Annotated in this window: 19 protein-coding genes; 9 read left to right on the top strand and 10 right to left on the bottom strand. The window is 64.8% G+C overall.

All coding sequences use genetic code 11. From position 1 onward, the window contains the following. The first annotated feature begins 58 nt into the window (after window positions 1–58). Together FHR70_RS23175 and rpoH are read left to right on the top strand one after the other, a co-directional pair. Window positions 59–1,054 carry an RluA family pseudouridine synthase gene (locus tag FHR70_RS23175; protein ID WP_183454702.1) on the top strand — a complete coding sequence of 332 codons (996 nt, stop codon included), beginning with the start codon at window positions 59–61 and terminating at the stop codon, window positions 1,052–1,054. 187 nt (window positions 1,055–1,241) lie between these two features. Beyond that, entirely contained in the window at window positions 1,242–2,132 is an 891-nt protein-coding gene (gene rpoH, locus FHR70_RS23170) for an RNA polymerase sigma factor RpoH (protein WP_183454701.1), read from the top strand. 73 nt (window positions 2,133–2,205) lie between these two features. On the opposite strand, the gene FHR70_RS23165 is transcribed toward rpoH, so the two are convergent. From FHR70_RS23165 to FHR70_RS23155, 3 genes are all read right to left on the bottom strand, one after another. Then, window positions 2,206–3,399 (bottom strand): histidine kinase, encoded by a 1,194-nt coding sequence (locus FHR70_RS23165; protein ID WP_183454699.1) that lies wholly within the window; start codon window positions 3,397–3,399, stop codon window positions 2,206–2,208. Between the two features lie 33 nt (window positions 3,400–3,432). Continuing rightward, a complete protein-coding gene (locus tag FHR70_RS23160) occupies window positions 3,433–4,725 on the bottom strand; it encodes an adenylosuccinate synthase (protein ID WP_183454698.1) in 1,293 nt (430 codons plus the stop codon). 225 nt (window positions 4,726–4,950) lie between these two features. Continuing rightward, complete coding sequence (locus FHR70_RS23155) at window positions 4,951–6,837, bottom strand: hypothetical protein (RefSeq protein ID WP_183454696.1); 1,887 nt, start codon at window positions 6,835–6,837, stop codon at window positions 4,951–4,953. Window positions 6,838–7,749: 912 nt separating this feature from the next. Between FHR70_RS23155 and FHR70_RS23150 the strand changes: the two genes are divergently transcribed. After that, window positions 7,750–8,226 carry a DUF305 domain-containing protein gene (locus tag FHR70_RS23150; protein ID WP_183454694.1) on the top strand — a complete coding sequence of 159 codons (477 nt, stop codon included), beginning with the start codon at window positions 7,750–7,752 and terminating at the stop codon, window positions 8,224–8,226. Then, window positions 8,192–8,512 (top strand): hypothetical protein, encoded by a 321-nt coding sequence (locus tag FHR70_RS23145; protein ID WP_183454692.1) that lies wholly within the window; start codon window positions 8,192–8,194, stop codon window positions 8,510–8,512. Before FHR70_RS23150 ends, FHR70_RS23145 begins: the two co-directional genes overlap by 35 nt. A 24-nt stretch (window positions 8,513–8,536) precedes the next feature. Here the strand turns inward: FHR70_RS23145 and FHR70_RS23140 are convergent, their stop codons facing one another. Further along, window positions 8,537–9,400, bottom strand: coding sequence for a type 1 glutamine amidotransferase (locus FHR70_RS23140; protein ID WP_183454689.1), 864 nt, complete (start codon window positions 9,398–9,400; stop codon window positions 8,537–8,539). Window positions 9,401–9,476: 76 nt separating this feature from the next. Between FHR70_RS23140 and FHR70_RS23135 the strand changes: the two genes are divergently transcribed. Continuing rightward, a complete protein-coding gene (locus FHR70_RS23135) occupies window positions 9,477–10,382 on the top strand; it encodes a DMT family transporter (RefSeq protein ID WP_183454687.1) in 906 nt (301 codons plus the stop codon). Window positions 10,383–10,544: 162 nt separating this feature from the next. Further along, a complete protein-coding gene (gene moaB, locus FHR70_RS23130) occupies window positions 10,545–11,099 on the top strand; it encodes a molybdenum cofactor biosynthesis protein B (RefSeq protein WP_183454686.1) in 555 nt (184 codons plus the stop codon). Between the two features lie 18 nt (window positions 11,100–11,117). Here moaB and FHR70_RS23125 read toward each other — a convergent pair whose 3' ends face one another. Together FHR70_RS23125 and FHR70_RS23120 are read right to left on the bottom strand one after the other, a co-directional pair. Further along, window positions 11,118–11,879: a hypothetical protein gene (locus tag FHR70_RS23125; protein WP_183454684.1), complete on the bottom strand. Its 762-nt coding sequence runs from the start codon at window positions 11,877–11,879 to the stop codon at window positions 11,118–11,120. A gap of 7 nt (window positions 11,880–11,886) precedes the next feature. After that, window positions 11,887–12,378 (bottom strand): hypothetical protein, encoded by a 492-nt coding sequence (locus FHR70_RS23120; RefSeq protein WP_183454682.1) that lies wholly within the window; start codon window positions 12,376–12,378, stop codon window positions 11,887–11,889. 123 nt (window positions 12,379–12,501) lie between these two features. Here FHR70_RS23120 and FHR70_RS23115 point away from each other — a divergent pair, with 123 nt between their 5' ends. After that, window positions 12,502–13,683, top strand: coding sequence for a PA0069 family radical SAM protein (locus tag FHR70_RS23115; protein ID WP_183454680.1), 1,182 nt, complete (start codon window positions 12,502–12,504; stop codon window positions 13,681–13,683). A 242-nt stretch (window positions 13,684–13,925) separates the two neighbouring features. Here the strand turns inward: FHR70_RS23115 and purU are convergent, their stop codons facing one another. From purU to FHR70_RS23100, 3 genes are all read right to left on the bottom strand, one after another. Further along, on the bottom strand, window positions 13,926–14,798 hold the full coding sequence (gene purU / locus FHR70_RS23110) for a formyltetrahydrofolate deformylase (RefSeq protein WP_183454678.1): 873 nt from the start codon (window positions 14,796–14,798) through the stop codon (window positions 13,926–13,928). 11 nt (window positions 14,799–14,809) lie between these two features. After that, window positions 14,810–16,402: a phosphoglycerate dehydrogenase gene (serA, locus tag FHR70_RS23105; RefSeq protein ID WP_183454676.1), complete on the bottom strand. Its 1,593-nt coding sequence runs from the start codon at window positions 16,400–16,402 to the stop codon at window positions 14,810–14,812. Between the two features lie 201 nt (window positions 16,403–16,603). Next, a complete protein-coding gene (locus tag FHR70_RS23100; RefSeq protein WP_183454674.1) occupies window positions 16,604–17,776 on the bottom strand; it encodes a phosphoserine transaminase in 1,173 nt (390 codons plus the stop codon). Between the two features lie 245 nt (window positions 17,777–18,021). On the opposite strand from FHR70_RS23100, the gene FHR70_RS23095 reads away from it, so the two are divergent. Next, complete coding sequence (locus FHR70_RS23095; protein WP_183454672.1) at window positions 18,022–19,296, top strand: efflux RND transporter periplasmic adaptor subunit; 1,275 nt, start codon at window positions 18,022–18,024, stop codon at window positions 19,294–19,296. Between the two features lie 153 nt (window positions 19,297–19,449). Continuing rightward, the gene (locus tag FHR70_RS23090) at window positions 19,450–22,611 is read left to right on the top strand and encodes an efflux RND transporter permease subunit (RefSeq protein WP_183454670.1); all 3,162 of its coding nucleotides are present in this window, start codon (window positions 19,450–19,452) and stop codon (window positions 22,609–22,611) included. 77 nt (window positions 22,612–22,688) lie between these two features. Here the strand turns inward: FHR70_RS23090 and glmM are convergent, their stop codons facing one another. Then, on the bottom strand, window positions 22,689–24,044 hold the full coding sequence (glmM, locus tag FHR70_RS23085; protein ID WP_183454668.1) for a phosphoglucosamine mutase: 1,356 nt from the start codon (window positions 24,042–24,044) through the stop codon (window positions 22,689–22,691). Window positions 24,045–24,261 lie beyond the last annotated feature (217 nt).

Below are 24,261 nucleotides of genomic sequence, written 5' to 3'. Positions count from 1 at the left end.
GATTTGCTTCAAGCCCTTTTGCTGAAAAAAGCAGGGGCCAGCCGGAAATGAGGACGCGGTGGACGCGACGCAGCATGAGTGGACGTTGGAGGATGGGCTGGCGCCCGAGCGGCTCGATCGGGTGCTGGCGCGGCTTCAGGGCAACCTGTCGCGCAGCCGCCTCCAGGCGCTGATCCGCGACGGCAAGGTGACTGTCGACGGCGCGCCGGTGCTGGATTCCAACCGCAAGGTGGGCGGCGGCGCACGCATCGGATTGAACGTGCCGCCTCCGGTGCCGGCGGAACCCGCGGGCGAGGTGATGGCGCTCAACATCGTCTACGAGGATGACGACGTGATCGTCATCGACAAGCCGCCCGGCCTCGTGATCCATCCGGCAGCGGGACACGATTCCGGCACCCTGGTGAACGCGCTCATCGCCCATTGCGGCGACAGCCTGTCGGGCATCGGCGGGGTAAAGCGGCCCGGGATCGTGCACCGGCTCGACAAGGACACCTCGGGCCTGCTGGTGGTGGCCAAGAACGATCTTGCCCACCAAGCCCTGGCGGCGCAGTTTGCCGACCATGGCCGCACCGGCCCGCTGGAGCGGGCCTATCTCGCCATCGTCTGGGGCGTGCCCGAGCGGCGGCGCGGAACCGTGGAGGCGGCGCTCGCCCGCTCCACCCACAATCGCGAGAAGATCGTGGTCGTAGGTGAGGAGCGCGGGCGTTACGCCATCACCCATTACGAGCTCCTGGAGAGCCTGCCGTCTAAGCAGCCCTTGGCGGCCCTTGTCCGGTGCGAGCTGGAAACGGGCCGCACGCACCAGATCAGGGTCCACATGGCCCATCTCGGTCACCCGCTCCTGGGCGATGCAACCTACGGCTCCGGCTTCAAGACCAAGGCAAACCGCCTGTCGGAACGCTCGAAGGAGGCACTGACCGCCCTGAACAGGCAGGCGCTCCATGCCGCAATCCTTGGGTTCGAACACCCGCGCAGCGGCGAGTTTCTGCGCTTCGAGAGCCCTCTCCCGGCTGACATCACCGCCTTGCTTGAGGCCCTGAGGGCAGAGATTTAGCGTCAATCGGTCGCAAAATCCGGCCACGCTGGCACCCTTGCGATTCTGATGCGTTCACCACGTCTTGAAGCCTGACGCCTCTATTCGGACAAGGTTGAACCGATTATATGGAGAGGTCGGGCGGCCAGCCATGGAGGGGGCCGCCGCAGGCTTGCCTCGCGGTGAGGGAGCCAAAGGAGGAGACACGATGGCTACAGCGCTTCCAGTGCTTGCCAATGAAGGAGGCCTTTCGCGCTATCTCGACGAGATCCGGCGCTTCCCCATGCTTGAGCCGCATGAGGAATACATGCTCGCCAAAAGCTGGCGCGAGCATGGAGATCGCGAAGCTGCCCACAAGCTCGTCACATCCCACCTGCGCCTAGTCGCCAAGATCGCCATGGGCTATCGCGGCTACGGCCTGCCGATCGGCGAGGTGGTGTCGGAAGGCAATGTCGGCCTGATGCAGGCCGTCAAGCGCTTCGAGCCCGACAAGGGCTTCCGCCTCGCCACTTATGCCATGTGGTGGATCAAGGCGGCGATTCAAGAATACATCCTGCGGTCCTGGTCCCTCGTGAAGATGGGCACCACCGCAAACCAGAAGAAGCTGTTCTTCAACCTGCGCAAGGCGAAGGGCCGCATCTCCGCCTTCGAGGAAGGCGACCTGCACCCTGACAACGTCAAGCAGATCGCCACCCAGCTCGGCGTGACCGAGCAGGATGTGGTGGACATGAACCGCCGGCTCGGTGGCGACGCCTCTCTCAACGCTCCTCTGCGCGATGAAGGCGAAGGCGGCGGCGAATGGCAGGACTGGCTCGTCGATCAGGGTCAGAGCCAGGAGCAGGTGCTGGTCGAGGAAGAGGAAGGCCAGAACAGGCTGAAGGCCCTGCGCAATGCGCTCTCCGTCCTCAACCCGCGCGAGCGCCGCATCTTCGAGGCCCGGCGCCTCTCGGACGATCCGATCACCCTGGAGGAGCTCTCCACCGAGTTCGGCGTCTCCCGCGAGCGTGTCCGTCAGATCGAGGTGCGCGCCTTCGAGAAGATCCAGGACGCGGTCAAGAAGAACCTGACCCAGATCGAGACCTCTTCGGCCGAAGCCTAAAGCTTCGAAGGCACGTCTAATAAAAAAGCCGCGCTCCATGCGCGGCTTTTTGCTGTCTCTTATCTACCTCGGTCTATTGCCACTGGCTGAAGGCGTCGTTGATGACCTGTTCGCCGGAGCCGCCCTTCTCGAAGCTCAGGATGGCGCGCTGGCCCGAAGCCATCCGCACCGGCAGGTCGACCCAATTGCGGCGCACGAAGAGCTGCGTGTTGCGCGCCACGTCGGCCTGCAGGTTGGAGAGGCCGATCAGGAACAGGTTCTCGCGCACGGGCACCGGCAGGCCGGCGACCGGGGTGCCGCGTGCGGCCTCCTCGCTCTTGAACTGCAGGAGCCCCACGTCACGGATCACGCGGTTGGTATCGCCAGCCCGCGTCGTGAAGGTGAGCTCGACCGTGTGTGAGGCCGGCAGCGTGGTGTCGAGATTGCGCCGCAGCACCATCTTCATGGTCAGCCCGGCATCCGGCACGTCCACATTGGCGATCACGGCCCGCTCCAGCGGCTGGCCCTGGCCCGGATTGACGTCTTCGAGGCGCCACGTCACGCGCCCGACCTGCGCCTTGGGGGCCTGCGGATTGGCTGGGTCCTCCTCGTAGAAGACCGCGCGCTGCGCGACGCCCGTTTCCTGGCGCGGCGCCGGGCTGGGGGTGGCGGCCGGGGGTGGCGCCTGCCCTCCCCCGACGCGCTCGTTGATCTTGGAGTCGGCCGGCGGCGCCACTGGAGCCTCCGCCACCGGGGTCTCGGGGGCGAGGTCCTCGGGCCGGTCGCGCCACAGGAAGGCGAAGGCCGCAATCGCCGCGATCACGAGGGCCAGGACCGAGCCGAAGATGATGGTGCGTGTGCGGCCCTTGTTCTGCATGGCCGGATGAGGCCGGCTGTCGATCTTGGGCCGGGCCACGGCCGGCTCGGCGTAGGAATCCTCGATCCCGTCATCCTGAACCGGCTGGGGCGCCGGCGCCCGCAATCCGTGAACCGAGCCCGCGCCGCGTGCGCCATCAGGCCCCGGTCGGGCCGGCGGCTCGTCAGCCGGAATGGACGAGGCGTCGTCAAACCCGGTTGACGGCGCATAATCCGCCTCCACCCTGGCGATGGCCTCGTCGAGGGAGCGGCTCTCGTTCTGAATCTCCGCCTCGGACAGAGGCGGGTTGAGCGAGCGCAGCTGCGCGATCAGCGCCGTGCGGGCACGCTCATAGACAGCGTGCCGCTTGTCGGGATTCTGCTCAGGCAGGCCTTCGACGGCCCGGGCGATGAGAGGGTAATAATCTGCCATTTGCCTTCGGAATGACCCGCCGGGGCTTTGCCGTCAACCCTCAAAGGGGTTCTTCATGAGGATTGTGTCGTCACGCTCGGGCGAGGTGGACAGCACCGCGACCGGCGCCCCGATCAGCTCCTCGACGCGGCGGACATACTTGATGGCCTGTGCCGGCAGGTCCGCCCAGGAGCGGGCGCCCGCGGTCGAGCCGCTCCAGCCTTCGAACTCCTCGTAGATCGGCTCGACCCGGGCCTGTGCGCCCTGGCTTGCCGGGAAGTAGTCGATGGTCTGGCCATCGAGCTTGTAGCCGACACCGATCTTGATGGTCTCGAAGCCGTCGAGGATGTCGAGCTTGGTGAGCGCGATGCCGTCGATGCCCGAGGTGCGCACCGTCTGGCGCACGAGGGTCGCGTCGAACCAGCCGCAGCGGCGCTTGCGGCCCGTGACCACGCCGAACTCCTTGCCCTTCTGGCCGATCAGCTCACCGGTCTCGTCGAAGAGCTCGGTCGGGAACGGCCCCTCGCCCACCCGGGTCGTGTAGGCCTTGGCGATGCCGAGCACGTAGCCGACGGCTCCGGGGCCCATGCCCGAACCGGTCGCCGCCTGGCCGGCCACCGTGTTGGACGAGGTGACGAAGGGATAGGTGCCGTGATCGACATCGAGCAGCGCCCCTTGCGCGCCCTCGAACAGGATGCGCTTGCCGGCCCGGCGCTCCTCGTCGAGCAGGCGCCACACGGCATCCATGTAAGGCAGCACTTTCGGCGCGACCGAGGCCAGCTCCTCGTAGATCTCCTCGGGCTTGAACTCAGCGAGGCCGAAGCCGCGGCGCAGGGCATTGTGGTGCGTGAGCAGGCGGTCGATCTTGTCGCGCAGCGACGAGAGATCGGCGAGGTCCATGAGGCGGATGGCACGGCGGCCTGCCTTGTCCTCGTAGGCCGGGCCGATGCCGCGCTTGGTGGTGCCGATCTTGGTGCCGGCGCTGCCGCTCTCGCGCAGGGCATCGAGTTCGCGGTGGATCGAGAGAATCAGCGTGGCGTTCTCGGCCACGCGCAGGTTCTCGCGGCTGATCGCGACGCCCTGCTCGGCCAGACGCTCCACCTCGCCGGCGAGCGCATGCGGATCGAGCACGACGCCGTTGCCGATGACCGAGAGCTTGTTCGGGCGCACGACGCCGGAGGGCAGGAGCGAGAGCTTGTAGACCTTGTCGCCGATCACGAGGGTATGGCCGGCATTGTGGCCGCCCTGGAACCGTACGACCACATCCGCCTGTTCGGACAGCCAGTCGACGATCTTGCCCTTGCCTTCGTCGCCCCACTGGGCGCCCACGACAACCACGTTCGCCATCGCTCAAACCCTCACATGAAAAAACCCCGGCGCAAGGCCAGGGTTGGGTTAAAAACCTTGCAAACCCTCATGGTGGATCACGCGCCTCAGGTCAAGGCGGAATGAGCCCTGCACCCATGCATCATAGGCATCGGAAAGGCGGGAATGTGGTTCTCCATGGTTGGCGACCGACGAAAACCGCCACGGCCAGGCCATGCGGTTGCCGGCCGAGCTGCCCGAGCCTGATCAGATCACGATAAGATCGGAGGCTTTCAAGTTGAGCTTCGCCTTCACCTTGGCGAATTCGATCGCCTTCCTGGCCCCCGAGCCGTCCGGATCGTAGGACAGAACGCCGGTCTTCTTGTTGTAGACGATGTAGTCGTTCTTATCCTTGGCCTTGTCGCCGATGGTGAAGAACGATGTGCTCAGCTTGCCTGCCTTCTTGAGCTTGGAGAAGACCGCGTTCTCCAGGTGGATCTTGTCCTCCCTCAGTTTGAAATCGCTGATCGTATCGAAGTTCACCTTCCGGTTCGTCTTGGAGGTGCCGAGCTTCGCGGTGAATGCGAACGCATCCTTGCCCTTGCCGCCGATCAGAATGTCATTGCCATAGCCACCGCTGAGCGTGTCGTTGCCGAGTCCGCCATCGAGCCTGTCGCGGCCATTGTCTCCGACAAGCCTGTCGTTGCCGCCGAGGCCTGAGAAGGAATCCGCTCCCACATCGCCCCACAGCACATCGTGACCGTTGCTGCCCCTGATCTTCTCAGGCGACCGGTCCGTCACGCCGACCGTAAAGGTCTTCTCCTCGCCCAGGCCGTCCCGGTCCGCCACGCGCACCTTGATGGTGTGAGAGGCTGCCTGCTCATGATCGAGCCTCAGGCCATCGGCGACGACGAGCTTGTCGCCCTGGATGGCGAAACGCCCTCCCGCATTGTCGAGCAGGGTATAGGTGAGCGTATCGCCCGCTATCGCCACATCGGCATCCTTGGCAGACAATGTGCCCACAACCATGTCGCTGGTCTCTGCCTCCATGACGGTCGCGGCGCTCAAGGCGAGATCGCTCGGCGCCTCGTTCATCTTGAAGCGCTGCTGATAGATCTCATGGGAGCCAGTCTGATTAGACTGCCATGCGACGACCCAGCTTCCATCGTTCAGCGCCGTGACGACGGGCCAAGTCCCATCACCGGCTGTATCGGTATTGACCGGCATGTGCGCGTCGGATGCCGCCCGTCCGAACTTGTCGAACGCCTTCTGATAGATGCCGCGACCCTGCCCATCGTCCGCGGACCAAGTGACGACCCACCCGCCATCCGCCAGGTCTGTGACGTGGTGGACAAAACCATCGGTAGCCGCCGCAACGACGGCCTCGACATCGGCTGCCTGACCGTTCTTGTCGAAGCGTTTCTGGTGAAGGCCGCCAGCGCCGCTCCAGGTGACGATCCAGCCCCCATCGCTCAAGCCGGTTATGCTTGGAAAAGCGCCGGCGGCGGAGACGACGACATCATCGGAGAGGACCTCGCCATCCGCATCGAAGCGTCTTTGGTAAATGCCTGAGCTGCCCTGCCAGATAACGACCCAGCCGCCCTCCGCGAGGGCCGCGATCTGGTGATTGGCCTGCGTTCCAGCCGTGTTCTGCGGGATGGGTCGATCCCCATCCGGATTGGGGTTGCCGCTGCTGTCGAAAATGCGTTGATAAATATCGCTGTCCTGATTGGAGTACCAAGTGACGACCCAGCCTCCATCGGGAAGCACGCAGACCTCGGGTTCATTGACAGACCCGGTACCCGTATTGACACGGATCGCCCCGGCGACCGGGTTTCCGCCGCTATCGAATTGTCTTTGAAAGATCCCGGTGCCGTTGGCCCAAAAAGCAACCCATCCGCCACCCGGCAAGGCCAGAACAGACGGGCTGATGTTGTATCCTCCGTCTTCAGATACTCTTATGGGGCCTCCAACTGGCTCGCCGTTCTGACCGTATCTCTGGCCGAGAACATCTTCGCCGCCTGCAATCTCTCGACGCCAGACGACCAGCCAGCCGCCATCGTCCAAGGCGGTGATGGCTGGTCTCTGCTCACGGCCTGTGCCGCCGAGCGCTGAGATCATCGTTTCCACGTCAACCTTATAGACCTTACCCATCATCAACCCCCATGAGGACGCACGTGATAACATAGGTCGATCAGCCTTAGAACCGGGTCCGAAACATCAGAGATCGCGTGGACTCCGCTTCGTTTGATAGTCTGTCGGGCAATGTGCAGAGCCTGGATAGGCCTGAGCACATCCCGTTCTCGATCAGACGCGCTTGGATGGAGATGCGGATAAAGCGAAAGGCCGGGATGGTTCCTCCCACGCGTTAACCGCCTTGAGCAGGGATCCGTGTCCTTGCAGCGTTACCGTTCTCAGGGCATGGGTCTTCGGGATAGCTGTTGCTCTGGTTGTCAAACGGCCAGCACCTTCGGGCCCGCAGCGGGTGGGCTGCGAGCCGTCAGGTGAGATCGAGGGAGGCGTGCTGGGCAGCCCGGCTCGATGGGTGGTGAGAAGTGAAGAGCCGGATCTGCTCGTCACGCGCGGTTTGTTTCAGCGGACCTGGATCTGCGCCAGGATCGGCCACCCGCGATCACAGGCGTGCGAGACCTGCGGCGGGACCGCGCCCCGTCCCGCATCTGCGACGCCTCGCGAGCGCGCCCCTCTGTGGACGAGGATGAACCATGATATAGCCCAGCTTAGGACCAAAGTCAAGAACAAAGTGAGAACAAGACGTGGCCTCACACCCGTAGCCCTCATCCTGAGGAGGTCACGTCAGTGACCGTCTCGAAGGAGGCTCCAGAGGGTGCTGGACGATCCTTCGAGACGCAGCTTCGCTGCTCCTCAGGATGAGGCTGGAGAGATGGACAGCAGAGACAGAAATCCCCGGATCAAGCCCGGGGGTGACGCGGAGGGTGTCATCCCTGGCCGGTGTCGCTCCCGGCCGGAGCGAAAGCGGAAGGGAACCCGAACCCGCCGCCCCTGTTGATCGTCAGGTCCCTGCCGCATGAAGGACAAGGACATCCCATGTCGAAATATCTGCGCTTCGCCGCGATGATCGCGACCTCCACCATCGTGATGTTCGGTCTCATGTACCTGAACGTCTACTCCCTCGATCACGTCTATTGGAGCGAGACGCGGGCCTATATGGCTCTGATCATGGGCGCTGCGATGGCCGTCGTGATGCTGGTCTTCATGCTCGGCATGTACACGAACAAGGCGGCGAATCTCGGCATTCTCCTCGTCGGTGTGATCGCCTTTGCAGGAGCCCTCTATCTCGTCCGCAGCCAAGCCACCGTCGAGGATGTGTCCTGGATGAAGGCGATGATCCCGCATCATTCCATCGCGATCCTGACGAGCGAGCGGGCCCACATCTCCGACCCACGCGTCAGAAAGCTCGCCGACGACATCATCAGCGCCCAGCGCCGCGAGATCGACGAGATGAAGGCGCTGATCCGGGAGTTGGAGAATGGTGGACGGACGCCATCCGCCAAGGCTTCCTGAGGTCGGCGGCGTCATCAGCATGGAGGAAGCGATGCAGGCTCACCCGAACGCCCCGAAGACAGACGACTTCCGGCTCGAACGTGACGGCGATGCGCTTATCGTGACTTTCACGCCGGATGGACGGTCCTACACCTTCGCGATTGACGGTGACCGTCTGTCCGACCCCGAGGCCTCACCGGCCCAGACCCGGGCCACCGACTATGCGGAGGATGACGTTCGCAGGACCGCAGCCGAACTGGCGCGGCTCGCGCTGACCGGCTCCCCTTCGGGAAAACGAGACCCTTGACGGACAGGCACTCCCTGCCCGGCCTCAAGCCCGCCCGCGTGCGCTCTTTTCGGTCCTGACCCGGTGCTCGATAAAGTTGCGGATCTCGCGGGTGCGGCGATGAGGCTCCAGAACCTCGGCGTCGATGCCGTGGCGCCAGGCGAGGTCGAACCGCGCCGGATCCTTGTCGAGCACGGCCAGATCCTCCGCATAGGCCGCAGCCTCCTCGTGCGTGCGGCAGAAGCCCTCCCGCACGAGGATGTCGGTGCGGCGGCTGAGGATGGCCGCGAGTTCGCCGAGCGAAAACTCGGGATGATATTGCACACCCCAGAAGGTGCCGCCGTCGCGGCGGATTTCGGCCGCCTGAACCGGCGAGATCGCGTTGCTCGCGAGCACGGTGCAACCCTCCGGCACGGTGGTCACCATGTCGAGATGGATGGCGGGTGCGTCGTAGGAAGCCGGGCGGCCCTCGAGCAACGGATGTCCCCTGCCCGCCTCCGTCCGAGTGAGCCTGCGGGCGATGCCGACCTCACGACCGAGAGGGTTCTGCTGCACGTCGCCCTCCGCCGCAACCGTTGCCACCTGCAGGCCCCAGCAGGAGCCGAAGGCAGGGGTGCGGGAGGCGAAAATCGCCCGCATCAGGTCGATCTGGCTCAGGATGTCGGGCGTGCGGTCGTAGATGTTGAGATGGGAGCCGGTGAGCACGATGCCGTCATAGGATTCGAGCCCCGCCGCATCCGGCAGGTTCGCTCCCTCGTCCGTCGGGAAGGCGATGTCGCACACAGCGTCCTGCGCAATTCCATGGATGACCTCCGCATAGGACTCGGAGAGAGTGAGTCCATAGGCTTCCTTGTGGGCCTGCCTTGCGCCCCGCGTATTGCCCTCAACCACCAGAAACCGTAAGGCCATGCATGCCACCCGCTTGCTTTTTTGTCGGTTTAGCCGAACGGCGCGCGGCGACAAGTGCAATAAGGTCGAGCCTCCGATGAATATCCTGCACGCGTTTTGGAAGGGAACATGGGGGCAGGCTTATGTGCTCCTGACCCTCACCACGCTGATGTGGGGCGGCAATGCCATTGCCGGGCGGCTCGCCGTGGGCGAGGTCTCGCCCATGATGCTCACCTGCCTGCGCTGGGTCATCGTCGTGGTCGTGCTGCTGCCGCTGGTCGGCCGGCAGGTGGTTGCGGCTTGGCCGCGGATCCGGGAGCGCTGGGTGTTCACGGTCCTGATGGGGGCGTTCGGCTTCACTGGCTTCAACGCCCTGTTCTACGCGGCCGCCCACCACACGACCGCCGTGAACCTCACGATCTTCCAGGGCTCGATCCCGGTTCTCGTCCTTCTGGGCACCGTCCTGTTCTTCAAGGCTCGCGTGATCCCGCTGCAGGTCATGGGCATGATCGTCACGATCCTCGGCGTGATCCTGGTCTCGGTCAAAGCCGATTTCGAGATCCTGCGGACGCTCGCGCTCAATATCGGCGATGTCTGGACGCTGATCGCCTGCGTGTTCTACGCGGGCTACACGCTTGGCCTTCGACACCGCCCTGCGCTTCCGGGCCTCATCTTCTTCGCGGCGCTGGCGGTTGTGGCCTTTGCGACCTCACTGCCCCTTCTGTGGATCGAGGCGGCGCAGGGCAGCCTGCAACTCCCGACCGCGAAAGGATGGCTGATCCTGCTCTATGTGGGCCTGCTGCCGTCCCTGCTGTCGCAGGTGTTCTTCATGCGCGGCGTGGAGCTCATCGGACCAGCCAGGGCAGGCCTTTTTGTCAACCTCGTGCCGGTCTTCGGCGCCCTGCTCGCCGTGGTGCTGCTGGGCGAGCCCTTTGCGCTCTATCACGCGCTCGGCCTCGTGCTGGTGCTCGGCGGCATCTGGCTCGCGGAGCGGAAGCGGTAGCACAGAGCCGTCACGAACCTATTTTTTCACGTTAGGGCCGTCCCCGGACGGGATCCGAAATCAGTCCCGGCCATTCACGTCTTGAACGATTTGAGACGTGGATCCCCGGCCCAAGGCCCGGTATGACGGGAGAGGCGAACGCTTCTGGATCAGAGTCCCATCATGCCCGGCATCGACGACACCCTCCCCTTCGTCCCGCTCAGCATCGCCGTGCTGACGGTTTCCGACACGCGTTCGCTGGAGGAGGACAAATCCGGCACCACGCTCGCCGAGCGGCTGACGAAGGCAGGGCACAGGCTCGCCGACCGCGCCATCGTGACGGACGACGTGGAGGCGATCCGCGCGAAGGTACAGGGCTGGATCGCCGAGCCCACCATTGATGTGATCATCACCACGGGTGGCACGGGCTTCACCGGCCGCGACGTGACGCCGGAGGCGATCGAGCCCCTGTTCGACAAGCGGATGGAGGGGTTCTCCGCCGTCTTCCACCGCATCTCCTACGACAAGATCGGCACCTCGACGATCCAGTCGCGGGCGACGGCCGGGGTGATCGGCACGACCTTCGTGTTCGTGCTGCCGGGCTCGCCCGGCGCCTGCAAGGATGCCTGGGACGGCATCCTGTCGACCCAGCTCGATTACCGCCACAGGCCCTGCAATTTCGTCGAGATCATGCCGCGCCTCGACGAGCACCTGAAGCGCGGGAAGCTGAAAGCCTGAGGACGCGACCGTTCTGCGTCACACCAGCTGGATGGTCTCTTCAATCGCGGAGTCGAGGACGAGGTCGTCACAGGCTCCCATGAGCCACAGATGATCGACAGTGAACTGCAGGATCGTCCTGTCCCACCAGTTCTCGATCAGGGAGGCGAGCGCCGCGGTCTCATCGGGATCGAGATCGTCCGTCATGTTGTAGAGACCGACCACATAAAGATCAGTTTCGCGGCAGCCCAGGCTGCGCTGAATGCGCCGGAAGACGTTCTCTCCCTGCCGGCTCTCAGGATAGGCCCGGAGATAGAGCCTTCCGCGATTCACATTGCCGGAGAACAATCCCCGCAGCGCGACATGGATGGGACCGAACTTTACCAATTCCTGCCGCTGCATCGGGGAGAGAACAGGCGGTTCTCCGGATGAAAGCGAACCGCAGATCGTTGCATGCAGCTTGTCCTGGCGTCTGCCCAGAAGATCCCAGGCAATCTTCCGAGCGAATGGCGCCGCCCTCATCGCCTCGTTCAACTCGCAAAAGGCTGCGGATTCGAACAGGAGGTCGCCGGAGATCGGCAGCACGAGGGAGAACACCCGCTCATGCCGGCCCATCACGTAGGACGAGCCTTCCCGCGTCCTGATGACGCGCGGATGATCCGGCGCCACGAGCGGGAGATGCGCGAGCCGATAGGTTTCATCAAGGATGAGACCCTCGCCCGACGTGAAACGCGTGCGGCTGCGCTCGTAACCGAGCTCCGCATCCTGGCAGAACGCACTTGGGGAGGAGGAATCGTTCATCGATGGCTCAACCGAAGACAGGATCGCGTTCGATGGTGGCGGAGAGCCGCACCGGCATGCGGGCCCTCACCTCTTTCATCAGTACCCGGCGGTGAACCAGATCGCCGGCCCGCACCCTTGAATCCGCGAACAGATTGGTAAGGGCACTCGCCACGCCGCCGCGCCGACGCCGCATCCTGGCAAGCCCCTGCTCGGGCCTGGACAAGGCCACGAAGCGGTCGAGCACCCGGATCCAGCCCTCCTGCGGGATGTCGCCGTCATCGAGGCACAACAGCCAGTCGCGCCGCGCAACCGTCGCCCCTTCGGTCCAGGAGCCCCGCTCGGCCGTCACCAGGGTTGCGCCGGCGGCATCGGCGACCTTCGCCAGGGTTTCATCCTGCCTGTCGGCCAGGATCACGGCATCGCCGATCAGCCCTGCGGCAACGGCCGGAACGAGAGCACTCAAGGTGGCGGCCAGAGCCTCGGGCCCATGGGAGACGCGAACGAGAACGGTAATCATCTGAACACTATAGCGGCTCTTTGCCGGCTCGTCGCCAGGGCAATTTGCCGATCACCTCTTGATTTTGTTCCTGTTTTGTTCTTAAACTTATGGCTTCCAAAAACAGATTCGCTCGAGGCCGCCATGCGTGTTCGCGCCAAAGACAATGCCCGCGATCCCCTCCTCTCCAGGCCCGTGAAACGCACGCCCCTGGAGGCGGCCGAGGCTGCCCGGCGGCGCATGGACGACCCGGCTTATCGCGTCGAGGTGGACCGCCGCCGCGGCCGCGGCGCCTCGGCCAATCCGTCCGGCCGCTATGAGCCCGCCCAGCGCGAGGCTTTTGACGACGGCTGGGACATCGAGGAGGAGCTTCCGACACTGCCCACCGAGGTGATCGTCGAGAAGCCGCGCACCATCATCACCCGCAACGATTCGCCCGACATCCTGTTCGAGAAGTCGATCAATCCCTATCGCGGCTGCGAGCACGGCTGCTCCTATTGCTTCGCCAGGCCCACCCATGCCTATCAGGGCCTGTCCTCAGGCCTCGATTTCGAGACCAAGATCTTCGCCAAGCCCAATGCGGCAGAACTCCTGGAGAAGGAGCTGCAATCCTCGAAGTACCAGCCGACACCCATCGCGCTGGGCTCGAACACCGATCCTTATCAGCCGGTGGAGCGGCGCTTCCGCATCACGCGGTCCATTCTGGAGGTGCTGAACCGGATGAACCACCCGGTCGCCATCGTGACCAAATCGGCCTTGGTCACCCGGGACATTGATCTCTTAGGTCCCATGGCCGAGCGGCAGCTCGCCAAGGTGGCGATCTCGGTGACGACCCTCGACCCGAAGCTCGCCCGCCGCATGGAGCCCCGTGCAGCCACGCCGGCCAAGCGGCTCGAGACGATCCGCAAGCTCACCGAGGCGGGCATTCCCGTGACGGTTCTGGTCGCCCCGATCATTCCGGCCATCAACGATCACGAGATCGAAGCCATCCTGAAGGCCTGCGCGGAGGCAGGCGTGCAGGAGGCCGGCTACGTGCTCCTGCGGCTGCCGCACGACCTGAAGGACCTGATGCGCGACTGGCTCGTCGACCATTACCCCGACAAGCTCAACCACGTCTTCACGCTGCTTCAGGAAGCCCGCGGCGGCAAGGATTACGACGCGAACTGGAGCACCCGTCAATCCGGAGTCGGCCCCTATGCCTGGATGCTCGGACGCCGCTTCGAGACCACAGCCGAGCGGCTCGGGCTCAACAAGCGGAACCTGCGCCTGCGCACGGATCTGTTCAAGGTACCGCCAAAGGAGACGGGACAGTTGAGCCTTTTCTAGGGCATCGGATCAGTCCCAAAAGTGGGCCCCACTTTTGGGACTGATCCGATGCTTCCTCCATCAATGGAGGCATCGCCGGGTCCGCACGATGCTCTGGCCGGCTTGAAGGACGAGGGCGTCTCCCGTGCACTCTGGATCCTCCTTCAAGACGCCCGCTCCGCAGGCCTCTCAGGATGAGGGTTGAGCGATGTGAAGCGATGAAGCATTGGATGCCCGCAACATGTGCGGGCATGACCCCTGTGCTAATCCGCAAACACCACCGTCTTGCGGCCGTTGAGCAGGATGCGGTCTTCCAGGTGGTAGCGAACGGCGCGGGCCAGCACGCGGCGCTCGATGTCGCGGCCCTTGCGCACGAGGTCGTCTGCGGAGTCACGGTGTGTGATCGACTCCACGTCCTGCGCGATGATCGGGCCTTCGTCCAGATCAGACGTGACGTAATGCGCCGTCGCCCCGATCAGCTTCACGCCGCGCGTATGCGCCTGATGGTAGGGCTTGGCACCCTTGAAGCTGGGCAGGAATGAATGATGGATGTTGATGCAGCGGCCTGACAGCTTTGCGGCGAGTCCGTCCGAGAGAACCTGCATGTAGCGGGCAAGCACCACGAGATCGGCTTTCGACTCGCGGATGATTTCCCAGACCTTCGCTTCCTGCTCGAGCTTCGTGTCCTTCGTGACGGGAAGGTAGTGGAACGGCACATCGCCCAGATCCACGTGGCTGTAGGTCTCGACCGGATGGTTGGCGATGACGCCGACGGGCTCGAAATCGAGCTCGTCGATGCGCCAGCGGTAGAGCAGATCCGCGAGGCAATGGTCGAACTTCGAGACCAGCAGCATGACGCGGCGCTTCTCGGCCTGATCGCGCAGGGTCCAGGTCATGGAGAAGCGCTGAGCCAAGGGCGCAAAGCCCTCTTTCAGCGCATCGAGATCGCCTTCTCCTGCGACGGGATTGAAGACGACACGCATGAAGAACCGGTCCGTCTGCGTGTCGTCGTATTGCTGGGCGTCGAGGATGTTGAGGCCCGCATCCGACAGATGCCCTGCCACGGCGGCCACGATTCCGGGACGGTTCGGGCAGGCGAGCGTCAGAACGAAGCGCTGCGACAGGGGTGAAGCCATTGCCCTGACCTCTAGAACCGCACGGCGCGGGCGCGCTTGACCTGCGGGATCTCCTCGATCCGGCGCAGGAGCTCGTCGGAGACAGGCTGATCGACCGACACGAAGCAGATGGCGTCTCCGCCGGGCTTGTCGCGGCCGAGCGCGAAGGTCGCGACATTGACGCCGGACTCGCCGAGCAGCGTGCCGAAGCGGCCGATGAAGCCGGGCTTGTCGTCGTTGCGCACATAGATCATGTGCGGGGCGAACTCCGCGTCGACCGCGATGTCGCGGATGTCGACCACGCGCGGCTTGCCATCCTGGAACACGGTGCCGCCCGCATGGCGCGACATGTCCTCCGCATCGACGATGATGCGGATGAAGCTCTCGTAGTCGCGGGCTGCGTTCTCGCGCTTGACCTCTTCCACCATGATGCCGCGGTCGCGGGCCACGAGCGGCGCCGACACCATGTTGATGTCCTGCAGGAAGGGCCGCAGCACGCCGGTCACCGCAGCCGAGGTGAGCGCGCGCGTGTTCATCTCCGCGACATTGCCCTCGTACTCGATGCGGATACCCTTGATCGGGGCTTCCGTGAGCTGGCCGAGGAACGAGCCGAGCTTCTCGGCGAGCGCGACGAACGGCTTCAGGCGCGGCGCCTCTTCCGCAGTGATGGACGGGAAGTTCACCGCGTTCTGAATCGCGCCCTGCAGCAGGTAATCCGACATCTGCTCGGCCACCTGCAGGGCCACGTTCTCCTGCGCCTCCGTGGTTGCGGCGCCTAAGTGAGGCGTGCAGACCACGTTGGGATGGCCGAAGAGCGGGTTCGAGGTCGCCGGCTCCTCGACGAAAACGTCGAAGGCCGCCCCCGCCACATGGCCGGAATCGAGCGCAGCGCGAAGCGCCGTCTCGTCGACGAGACCGCCGCGGGCGCAGTTGACGATGCGCACGCCCTTCTTGGTCTTGGCGATGTTCTCGGCCGAGAGCACGTTCTTCGTCTTCTCCGTCATCGGCACGTGCAGCGTGATGATGTCGGCGCGGCGCAGCAGGTCGTCGAGCTCCACCTTCTCGACACCGAGCTCAAGCGCGCGCTCCGGCGACAGGAACGGATCGTAGGCGATCACCTTCATGCGCAGCCCGATGGCGCGGTCGGCCACGATGGACCCGATATTGCCGCAACCGATGACGCCGAGCACCTTGCCAGTCAGCTCGACGCCCATGAAGCGGTTCTTCTCCCACTTGCCGGCCTGTGTCGAGGCATCCGCCTGCGGGATCTGGCGGGCGAGCGCGAACATCATGGCAATGGCGTGCTCGGCCGTGGTGATGGAATTGCCGAAAGGCGTGTTCATCACGATGATGCCCTTCGCGGTCGCTGCGGGAATCTCGACATTGTCGACGCCGATGCCGGCGCGGCCGATCACCTTCAGGTTTGTGGCCTGCTCAAGGATCTTCGCCGTCACCTTGGTGGCGGAGCGGATGGCGAGACCATCGTAGTTGCCGATGATGGCGGCGAGTTTGTCCTTGTCCTTGCCGAGGTCAGGCTGGAAATCGACCTCAATGCCGCGATCCTTGAAGATCTGCACGGCGGCGGGAGAGAGAGCGTCGGAAATGAGAACGCGGGGAGCGGGCATGGTGCACCTGTTGTTTATCGCCGTTCCCACCCTCCCCTTGAGGGGGAGGGTCGGCTCGAAGAGCCGGGGTGGGGTGAACGGCGCAGTCGGTTTGAATTATTGGCGTTAGGCCCGAGGACAGTCGGCTAGTGTGGTGTCTCCACCCCACCCCGCCGCCCTGACGGGCGTCGACCCTCCCCCTCAAGGGGAGGGTGAAGAACATCAAGCCGCTTTCGCGAGCTTCGCCTTTTCCTGCGCGAAGGCCCAGTCGAGCCAGGGCGTCAGGGCTTCGAGATCGGATTGCTCGACCGTCGCCCCGCACCAGATGCGCAGGCCCGGAGGAGCATCGCGATAGGCACCGATGTCGAGGGCGACGCCTTCCTTCTCCAGAGCCGAGGTGATGCCCTTGGCGACCTGCACCACGGCCTCGGGGCCCTTGGCCACCACGTCAGGATCGGCAATCACCAGGCACACGCTGGTGTTGGAGGCGGTGGCCTGATCCTTGGCCAGATTGGCGATCCACGGAGTCTTGGCGACCCAGTCGGTGATGACCTTCGCGTTGGCATCGGCCTTGGCGACGAGCGCATTCAGCCCACCGATGGACTTCGCCCATTCGAGGGCGTCGATGTAATCCTCGACCGCCAGCATGGACGGTGTGTTGATGGTCTCGCCCTCGAAGATGCCCTCGATGAGCTTGCCGCCCTTGGTCATGCGGAAGATCTTGGGCAGCGGCCAGGCCGGCTTGTAAGTCTCCAAACGCTCCACCGCGCGGGGCGAGAGAATGAGCATGCCGTGGGCCGCCTCGCCGCCCAGCACCTTCTGCCAGGAGAAGGTGACTACATCGAGCTTCGAGAAGTCTAGCTTCTGTGCGAAGGCCGCCGAGGTGGCATCGCAGATGGTCAGGCCCTCGCGATCAGCCGCGATCCAGTCGGCGTTCGGGACGCGCACGCCGGAGGTGGTGCCGTTCCAGGTAAAGACCACGTCGCTGTTCTTGCTGTCGACCCGTTTGAGATCGGGAAGATCGCCATAGGGCGCGCTGATGACGCGGGCATCGGACAGCTTGAGCTGCTTGACCACATCCGTGACCCAGCCCTCGCCGAAGCTCTCCCAGGCTAGCATGTCGACTGGACGGGCGCCGAGCATCGACCACAGCACCATCTCCACGGCGCCGGTATCGGAGGCGGGCACGATGCCGATGCGGTAATCGGCCGGCACCTCCAGCACCTCGCGGGTGAGGTCGATGGCGAGCTTCAGGCGCGCCTTGCCGAGCTTGGCGCGGTGCGAGCGACCGAGGCTGTCGGTTTTCAGGTTCTGGAGAGACCATCCGGGGCGCTTCGCGCAAGGGCCGGACGAAAAGAAGGGCGCGCGCGGACGCGCGGCGGGCAGGTCTGTCATGTGATCCATCCTTACAGATGGGCGCCTCTCGGTGGGGAGAGGTGTCCCGCCGACCGGTATGACGGAGCCGAAGGTCATGGTCAAGGCGATTACTGGAGGATCTGTCGTTGCGGCAGCCCTCCAGATTACGAAATCGTAATACAAAACATCGTGTTCAGAAGGATCCGATCAGGTAATTGGCATATATTGTGCTAGGACGAGTTCCGATCTTTCGAACGATAAAGAACGACGTGTAAGGAGCAAGCATGCGTGTGTCCGGTCAACTTGCTGTCATCGCCATGCTGGGGGCGGCAGGCTTTGGCGGCTGGTACGCCTACAAGGGCGGCCATCTGGCCAATGTGCCCGTGATCGGCGCCTATGTGAGCCAGCCCGCCGGTCAGCAGGCCGGCGCTCCGAGAGGCCCGGGCGGCCGCGGCGGTCCCGCCGGTCCGGCGACGGTCGACGTCGACACGGTCAAGACCGGCCGCATCGTCGAGATCAGGGAATCGGTGGGCACGGTGCGTGCCTATGAATCGATCACGGTGACCGCCAAAGTGGCAGGCATCATCGGCGAGATCGGCTTCGACGAAGGCCAGAAGGTCAAGGCCGGTGACACGCTGGTGCAGTTCGATGCCGCCGAGCGCCGCGCCGCCATCGAGCAGGCTGTCGCCGAGGCCAACCGCGCCACGGCGCTCCGCAACGAAGTCGCCATCAAGCTCGAGCGCGCCCAGGCGCTCAACCGCACCGGCGCCGGCACCGGCGCCCAGGTCGAGGATCTGACGGCGCAGATGAAGTCCCTCGAAGGCTCGATTGCCTCCGCCCAGGCCCAGCGCAAGGCCGCCGAGGCGCGGCTCGAGGAGCTGACGATCCGCGCCCCCTTCGCCGGTCGCGTCGGCACCCGCTCCGTCTCCCTCGGTGCCTATGTGGCGCCCGGCACCCGGATCACCTCCCTCGACGACCTGTCCAAGGTGCGTCTCGACTTCGCCGTGCCGGAAAACCTCCTGGGGCGTCTGAAGCCCGGTCAGGCGGTCAACGCCGTCTCGGCAGCCTACCGGGGCCGCACGTTCAGGGGCACCGTGTCGACCATCGATCCCCGCGTGGACCAGACGACCCGCACGGCGCGTCTGACGGCCGAGTTCGAGAACCCTGACGAGGCCCTGAAGCCCGGCATGTTCCTGTCCGTGGCGCTCGAAGTGTCCACGAAGGACGATGCCGTCGTGGTGCCGGAAGAGGCCGTCGTCAGCGAAGGTCTGCGCCACATCATTTATCCGGTGAAGGACAATAAGGTGGAGCGCCGCGTCATCATCATCGGCCAGCGCCAGGGCGGCAAGGTGGAGGTGGTGGAGGGCCTGAAGCCCGGCGAGACCATCGTGGTGCTGGGCGTGCAGCGCGTGCGGCCCGGCGCCGAGGTTGTCGCCCGCCCGGTGGGCTCGGGCGCACCTGCCGCCCCTGTTCCGGCGGCGAACCGGGAGCAGCCCTCCCGCTCCTCACTGAACGTTCCGCAGGCCATCGGCAGCGCCCAGGCGGCTGAGCGGAAGTGAACCAGTTCGTGTCATCCCCGGCGGTCCGCAGGACCGGGAAGGGGATCCATAGCTCCGAGCGTGTGAGTGGATCCCCTTCCCTCGCTGCGCTCGCCGGGGATGACACCGAAGACACAGTCGAAAGACTTGACCCTAACGGGATCGAATAAAGCCATGCAGGTTTCCGACCTCTTCATCCGCCGCCCCGTCTTCGCCGTCGTGGTCAGCCTGCTGCTGATCGTGGGCGGCTTGGCCGCGCTCCTGAATCTGCCGGTTCGCGAATATCCGCAGGTGGACCGCCCTGTCGTGTCGGTGTCCACCGTCTATCGCGGCGCCTCGAACGAGGTCATCGAGAGCCGGGTGACGGAGATCATCGAGGGTGCGGTCGCCGGCATTGAAGGCATCCGCCAGATCACATCGCAAAGCCAGAACGACCGCTCCTCGGTGTCCATCGAGTTCGAGGTGTCCCGCGAGCCGGAAGCGGCGACCTCGGACGTTCGCGACGCCGTGTCCCGCGTGACCGGACGCCTGCCCGACGACGCCGATACGCCGGTGGTGCGCAAGGTCGATGCGAATGCCTCGGCCATCATGTGGGTAGGCGTCACCTCCACCACGCTCGATGCCCTCGAGCTCAGCGACTTCCTCAAGCGCGTTTATGTGGACCGCCTGTCCACCGTTCCGGGTGTGGCCAACGTGAACCTGAGCGGCGAGCGGCGCTTTGCCATGCGCATCTGGATCGACCGGCCGGCGCTCGCGGCCCGCGGGCTGACCGTGCAGGATCTCGAGACCGCCATCAAACGCCAGAACGTGGAACTGCCCGGCGGCCGGATCGAGTCGAGCCAGCGTGAATTCACCGTCAAGACGGATTCCCGCCTCGCCACGCCCGAGGAATTCCAGCAGGTCATCGTCACCAACAAGAACGGCTATCTGGTCCGTCTCGGCGAGGTGGCCCAGGTCGAGGTGGGTCCGGAAGACACGCGCTTCGAGTTCTACCAGTCCGGCGAGACCGCCATCGGGCTGGGCGTGGTGCGCCAATCGACCGCCAACACGCTCTCCGTCGTCGAAGGCGTGCGCAAGGAGCTGGAGGAGCTCAAGTCGGCGCTTCCGCCCGGCACTGTGACGGAAGTGGCCTATGATGAGAGCCAATTCATCCGCGCCTCCATCGATGGCGTCCTGAAGACTCTTCTGGAGGGCGTGGCGCTGGTGATCCTCGTGATCCTGGTCTTCCTGCGCGACTGGCGCTCGACCATCGTGGCCATGGTGGCGATCCCGGTCTCCATCACGGCAGCCTTCATGGTCATGGCCTTCTTCGGCGCGTCCATCAACGTGCTGACCCTGCTCGCCATCGTGCTCGCCATCGGCATCGTGGTGGACGATGCGATCGTTGAGATCGAGAACGTGCACCGGCGCATCGAGGAAGGGCAACCGCCGCTGCTCGCCTCGTTCGACGGCGCCCGCGAGATCGGCTTCGCGGTGATCGCCACCACGGCCACCCTGATGGCCGTGTTCGTGCCGCTCGCCTTCATGACCGGCAACACGGGCAAGCTCTTCCGCGAGTTCGGCATCACGCTGGCGGCCTCCATCTTCTTCTCGGGCGTGGTGGCGCGAACCCTTACACCGATGATGTGCTCCAAGCTGATGGTCCCGGCCCACGGCCGCATCCAGCGCATGACCGAGCCGGTCTTCGAGAAGATGAACAGCGGCTACCGCTGGCTGCTGTCGCGCGCCTTGCGGATCCCGGTCGTCATCCTGTTCATCGGCTTCCTCGTTTCGCTCTCGGCCTATGGCCTGTTCCAGTCGCTGCCGAAGGAATTCGCCCCCACGGAGGATCGCGGCGCGATCATCGTGCGAATTCAGGCTCCGGAAGGCGCAAGCCTCGACTACACCCGCGACCGGGTGAAGGAGGTCGAGAAGGCCATCATGCCCCTGCAGGAGCAGGGCGTCATCGGCTCCATGCTGAGCCAAGTCGCGCCGGGCTTCGCGCGCCCCTCCCCGGTCAATGAAGGCCTCGTGATCGTGCGTCTCGTGCCCTGGGAGGAGCGCACCGAGAGCCAGCAGGACATCGTGCGCCAGTTGACCCCGAAGGTGTCGAACTTCCCCGGCGCGCGCGTGTCGGTGGTCAACCCGCCCGCCTTCGGCGGGGCCGGCGGTTTCGGCCAGCCGATCCAGTTCGTGCTTGGCGGGCCCGATTACGAGACGATCCGGGGCTGGCGCGACATCGTCATGCAGAAGGCCCAGGAGACGGGCAAGTTCATCAACATGGACTCGAACTACCGCGAGTCGCAGCCGGATATCCGCGTGCAGATCGACCGCCAGCGCGCCGCCGATCTCGGCGTCTCGGTGGAGGATATCGGGCGCACGCTCCAGCTGATGTTCGGCGAGACCGAGGTCTCGACCTTCGTCAGCCGTGGTGACGAGTACCCGGTGATCATGCGCGCCCGCGCTCAGGACCGGGCGACGCCGAACGATCTCACCAACACCTTCATCCGGGCCGCCAACAACGAACTGGTTCCGCTCTCCTCCTTCGTCACCCTGACGGAATCGGCCGCGCCACAGGCCCTGAACCGCTTCGACCGCCTGCGCTCGATCACGATCCAGTCGTCGCTCGCTCCGGGCGTCTCCATCGGCGAGGGCCTGGAGATCCTGCAGCAGATCGTGCGCGACAACCTGCCGGCGGAAGTGCGCATCGGCTATAACGGCCAGTCGAAGGACTTTCTCGACTCCACCGGGGCGATCTACGTGACCTTCGCCATGGCGCTGCTCGTGGTGTTCCTGGTGCTGGCGGCGCAGTTCGAGAGCTGGATCAATCCGTTCATCATCATGCTGACCGTGCCGCTCGCGGTGACCGGCGGATTGCTGGCGCTGTTCGTCACCGGGCAGACGCTCAACATCTACAGCCAGATCGGCATGATCCTGCTCATCGGCCTCATGACCAAGAACGGCATCCTGATCGTCGAGTTCTCGAACCAGCTGCGCGAGCGCGGATATTCGGTGCACGATGCGGTGCTCGAAGCCTCGGTCCTGCGCCTGCGGCCGATCCTGATGACATCCATCGCCATGATCGGCGGCGCGATCCCGCTCGCCTGGTCCACCGGCGCCGGTGCCGAGGCGCGCAACGCCATCGGCACGGTGATCGTGGGCGGCGTGACGGTCTCGACCATCCTGACCATGCTGGTGGTGCCCTCGATCTACCTGCTCATCGGCGGCTTCACCAAGCCCGCCACCTATGTGGGCGAACTGATCGACAAGCTGCGGGCGCAAACAGGTCAGGTTGCGCACGGCGAGGATCTGCCATCGCGGCGCAAGGACGTTCCTCCGGCTCATCCGGCGGAGTGAGCCTCTCCGTGGAGAAGAAATGAAAAAGCCCCGGCGATCATCTCGCCGGGGCTTTTGTTTCGAACCGGAATCTTATCTTACGCGGCAACCTTCGAAGCCGCCTGGGTCACGGCAGCCACGACGTCGTCCACCACGCGGTTGACCACATCCTCGTTGTCGCCCTCGCCCATCACGCGGATGACCGGTTCGGTGCCCGAGGGGCGGATCACGAGACGGCCTGCCTGGCCGAGGGTCTCGCGCCCGGCCTCGATGGCCTTGATGACCGAGGCGTCCTGCAAGGGCTTCCCGGCCTTGTAGCGCACGTTCTTGAGCACCTGCGGCAGGGGCTCGAAGCAGTGGCAGACCTCCGAGACCGGCTTGCCGAGGCTCTTGACCACCGCGAGAAGCTGGAGCGCCGCCACGAGCCCGTCACCCGTGGTGGTGTAGTCGGACATGATGATGTGGCCGGACTGCTCGCCGCCGAGGTTGAAGCCGTGGGCCCGCATGTGCTCAAGCACATAGCGGTCGCCCACCGCCGTGCGCACGAGGCCGAGGCCCATCTCACCCAGGAAACGCTCCAGGCCGAGATTGGACATGATCGTCGCAACGATTCCAGGTTGGGAAAGGCGGCCGTCGTCCTTCCACGAGCGGGCGACCACGGCCATGAGCTGGTCGCCGTCGACCTTGTTGCCCTTCTCGTCGACGATGAGCACCCGGTCCGCATCGCCGTCGAGGGCGATGCCGATATCGGCCCGCAGCTCGCGCACCTTCTGGATCAGGGCATCGGGCGCGGTGGAGCCGACATCGTGGTTGATGTTGAAGCCGTTCGGCTCCACGCCAATCGACATCACCTCGGCGCCGAGCTCCCACAGGGCTTCCGGGGCCACCTTGTAGCCGGCGCCGTTGGCGCAATCGATCACGACCCGCATGCCCTCCAGGTCGACCTGGCGCGGCAGGGTGCGCTTGGCGAACTCGATGTAGCGGGCCTGGACGCTCTCGATGCGCTTGGCGCGGCCGAGCGCGGCGGAGCCGGACAGGCGGCGGGTCAGATCGGAATCGATCAACGCCTCGATCTCGCGCTCCATGTCGTCATTGAGCTTGAATCCGTCCGGGCCGAACAGCTTGATGCCGTTGTCCTCGTAAGGGTTGTGCGAGGCCGAGATCATCACGCCGAGGTCGCAGCGCATGGAGCGGGTCAGCATGGCGACCGCGGGCGTCGGGATCGGGCCGAGGAGGAGCACGTCCATGCCCACCGAGGTGAAGCCCGCCTGAAGGGCCGACTCGATCATGTAGCCGGAGAGCCGCGTATCCTTGCCGATCACCACCCGGTGGCGGTAATCGCCCCGTTGCTGGAACATGAGGCCTGCTGCTTGCCCGACCCTGAGGGCGAGGTCCGGCGTGATGATGCCGTTGGCGCGGCCCCGAATGCCGTCGGTCCCGAAGTATTTACGCACGTGCTTTGTCTCCGCATTCCGTTGCGCTGATCCGCGCTTTTGCTTTTTCAAAGCAACCTCCCCCACTCCGGTCAAGGCATGGAGGCGAATCCGCGCCATCACAAGTGATAAGCGATTGTTACAGACCTTATGCCCCGCCCATGTGTAGTATTAGTACTTCGAGGTAAACAAAAAGAACGCCCGCTGGTGGAGCGGGCGTTCGTGGATTTCACAAATA

It is taken from the genome of Microvirga lupini (assembly GCF_014191055.1).
GTDB classification, from domain to species: Bacteria; Pseudomonadota; Alphaproteobacteria; order Rhizobiales; family Beijerinckiaceae; genus Microvirga; species Microvirga lupini_A.
Note: the sequence above shows the minus strand (reverse complement) of the source record. Positions and strands in the feature narration are given on the sequence as shown.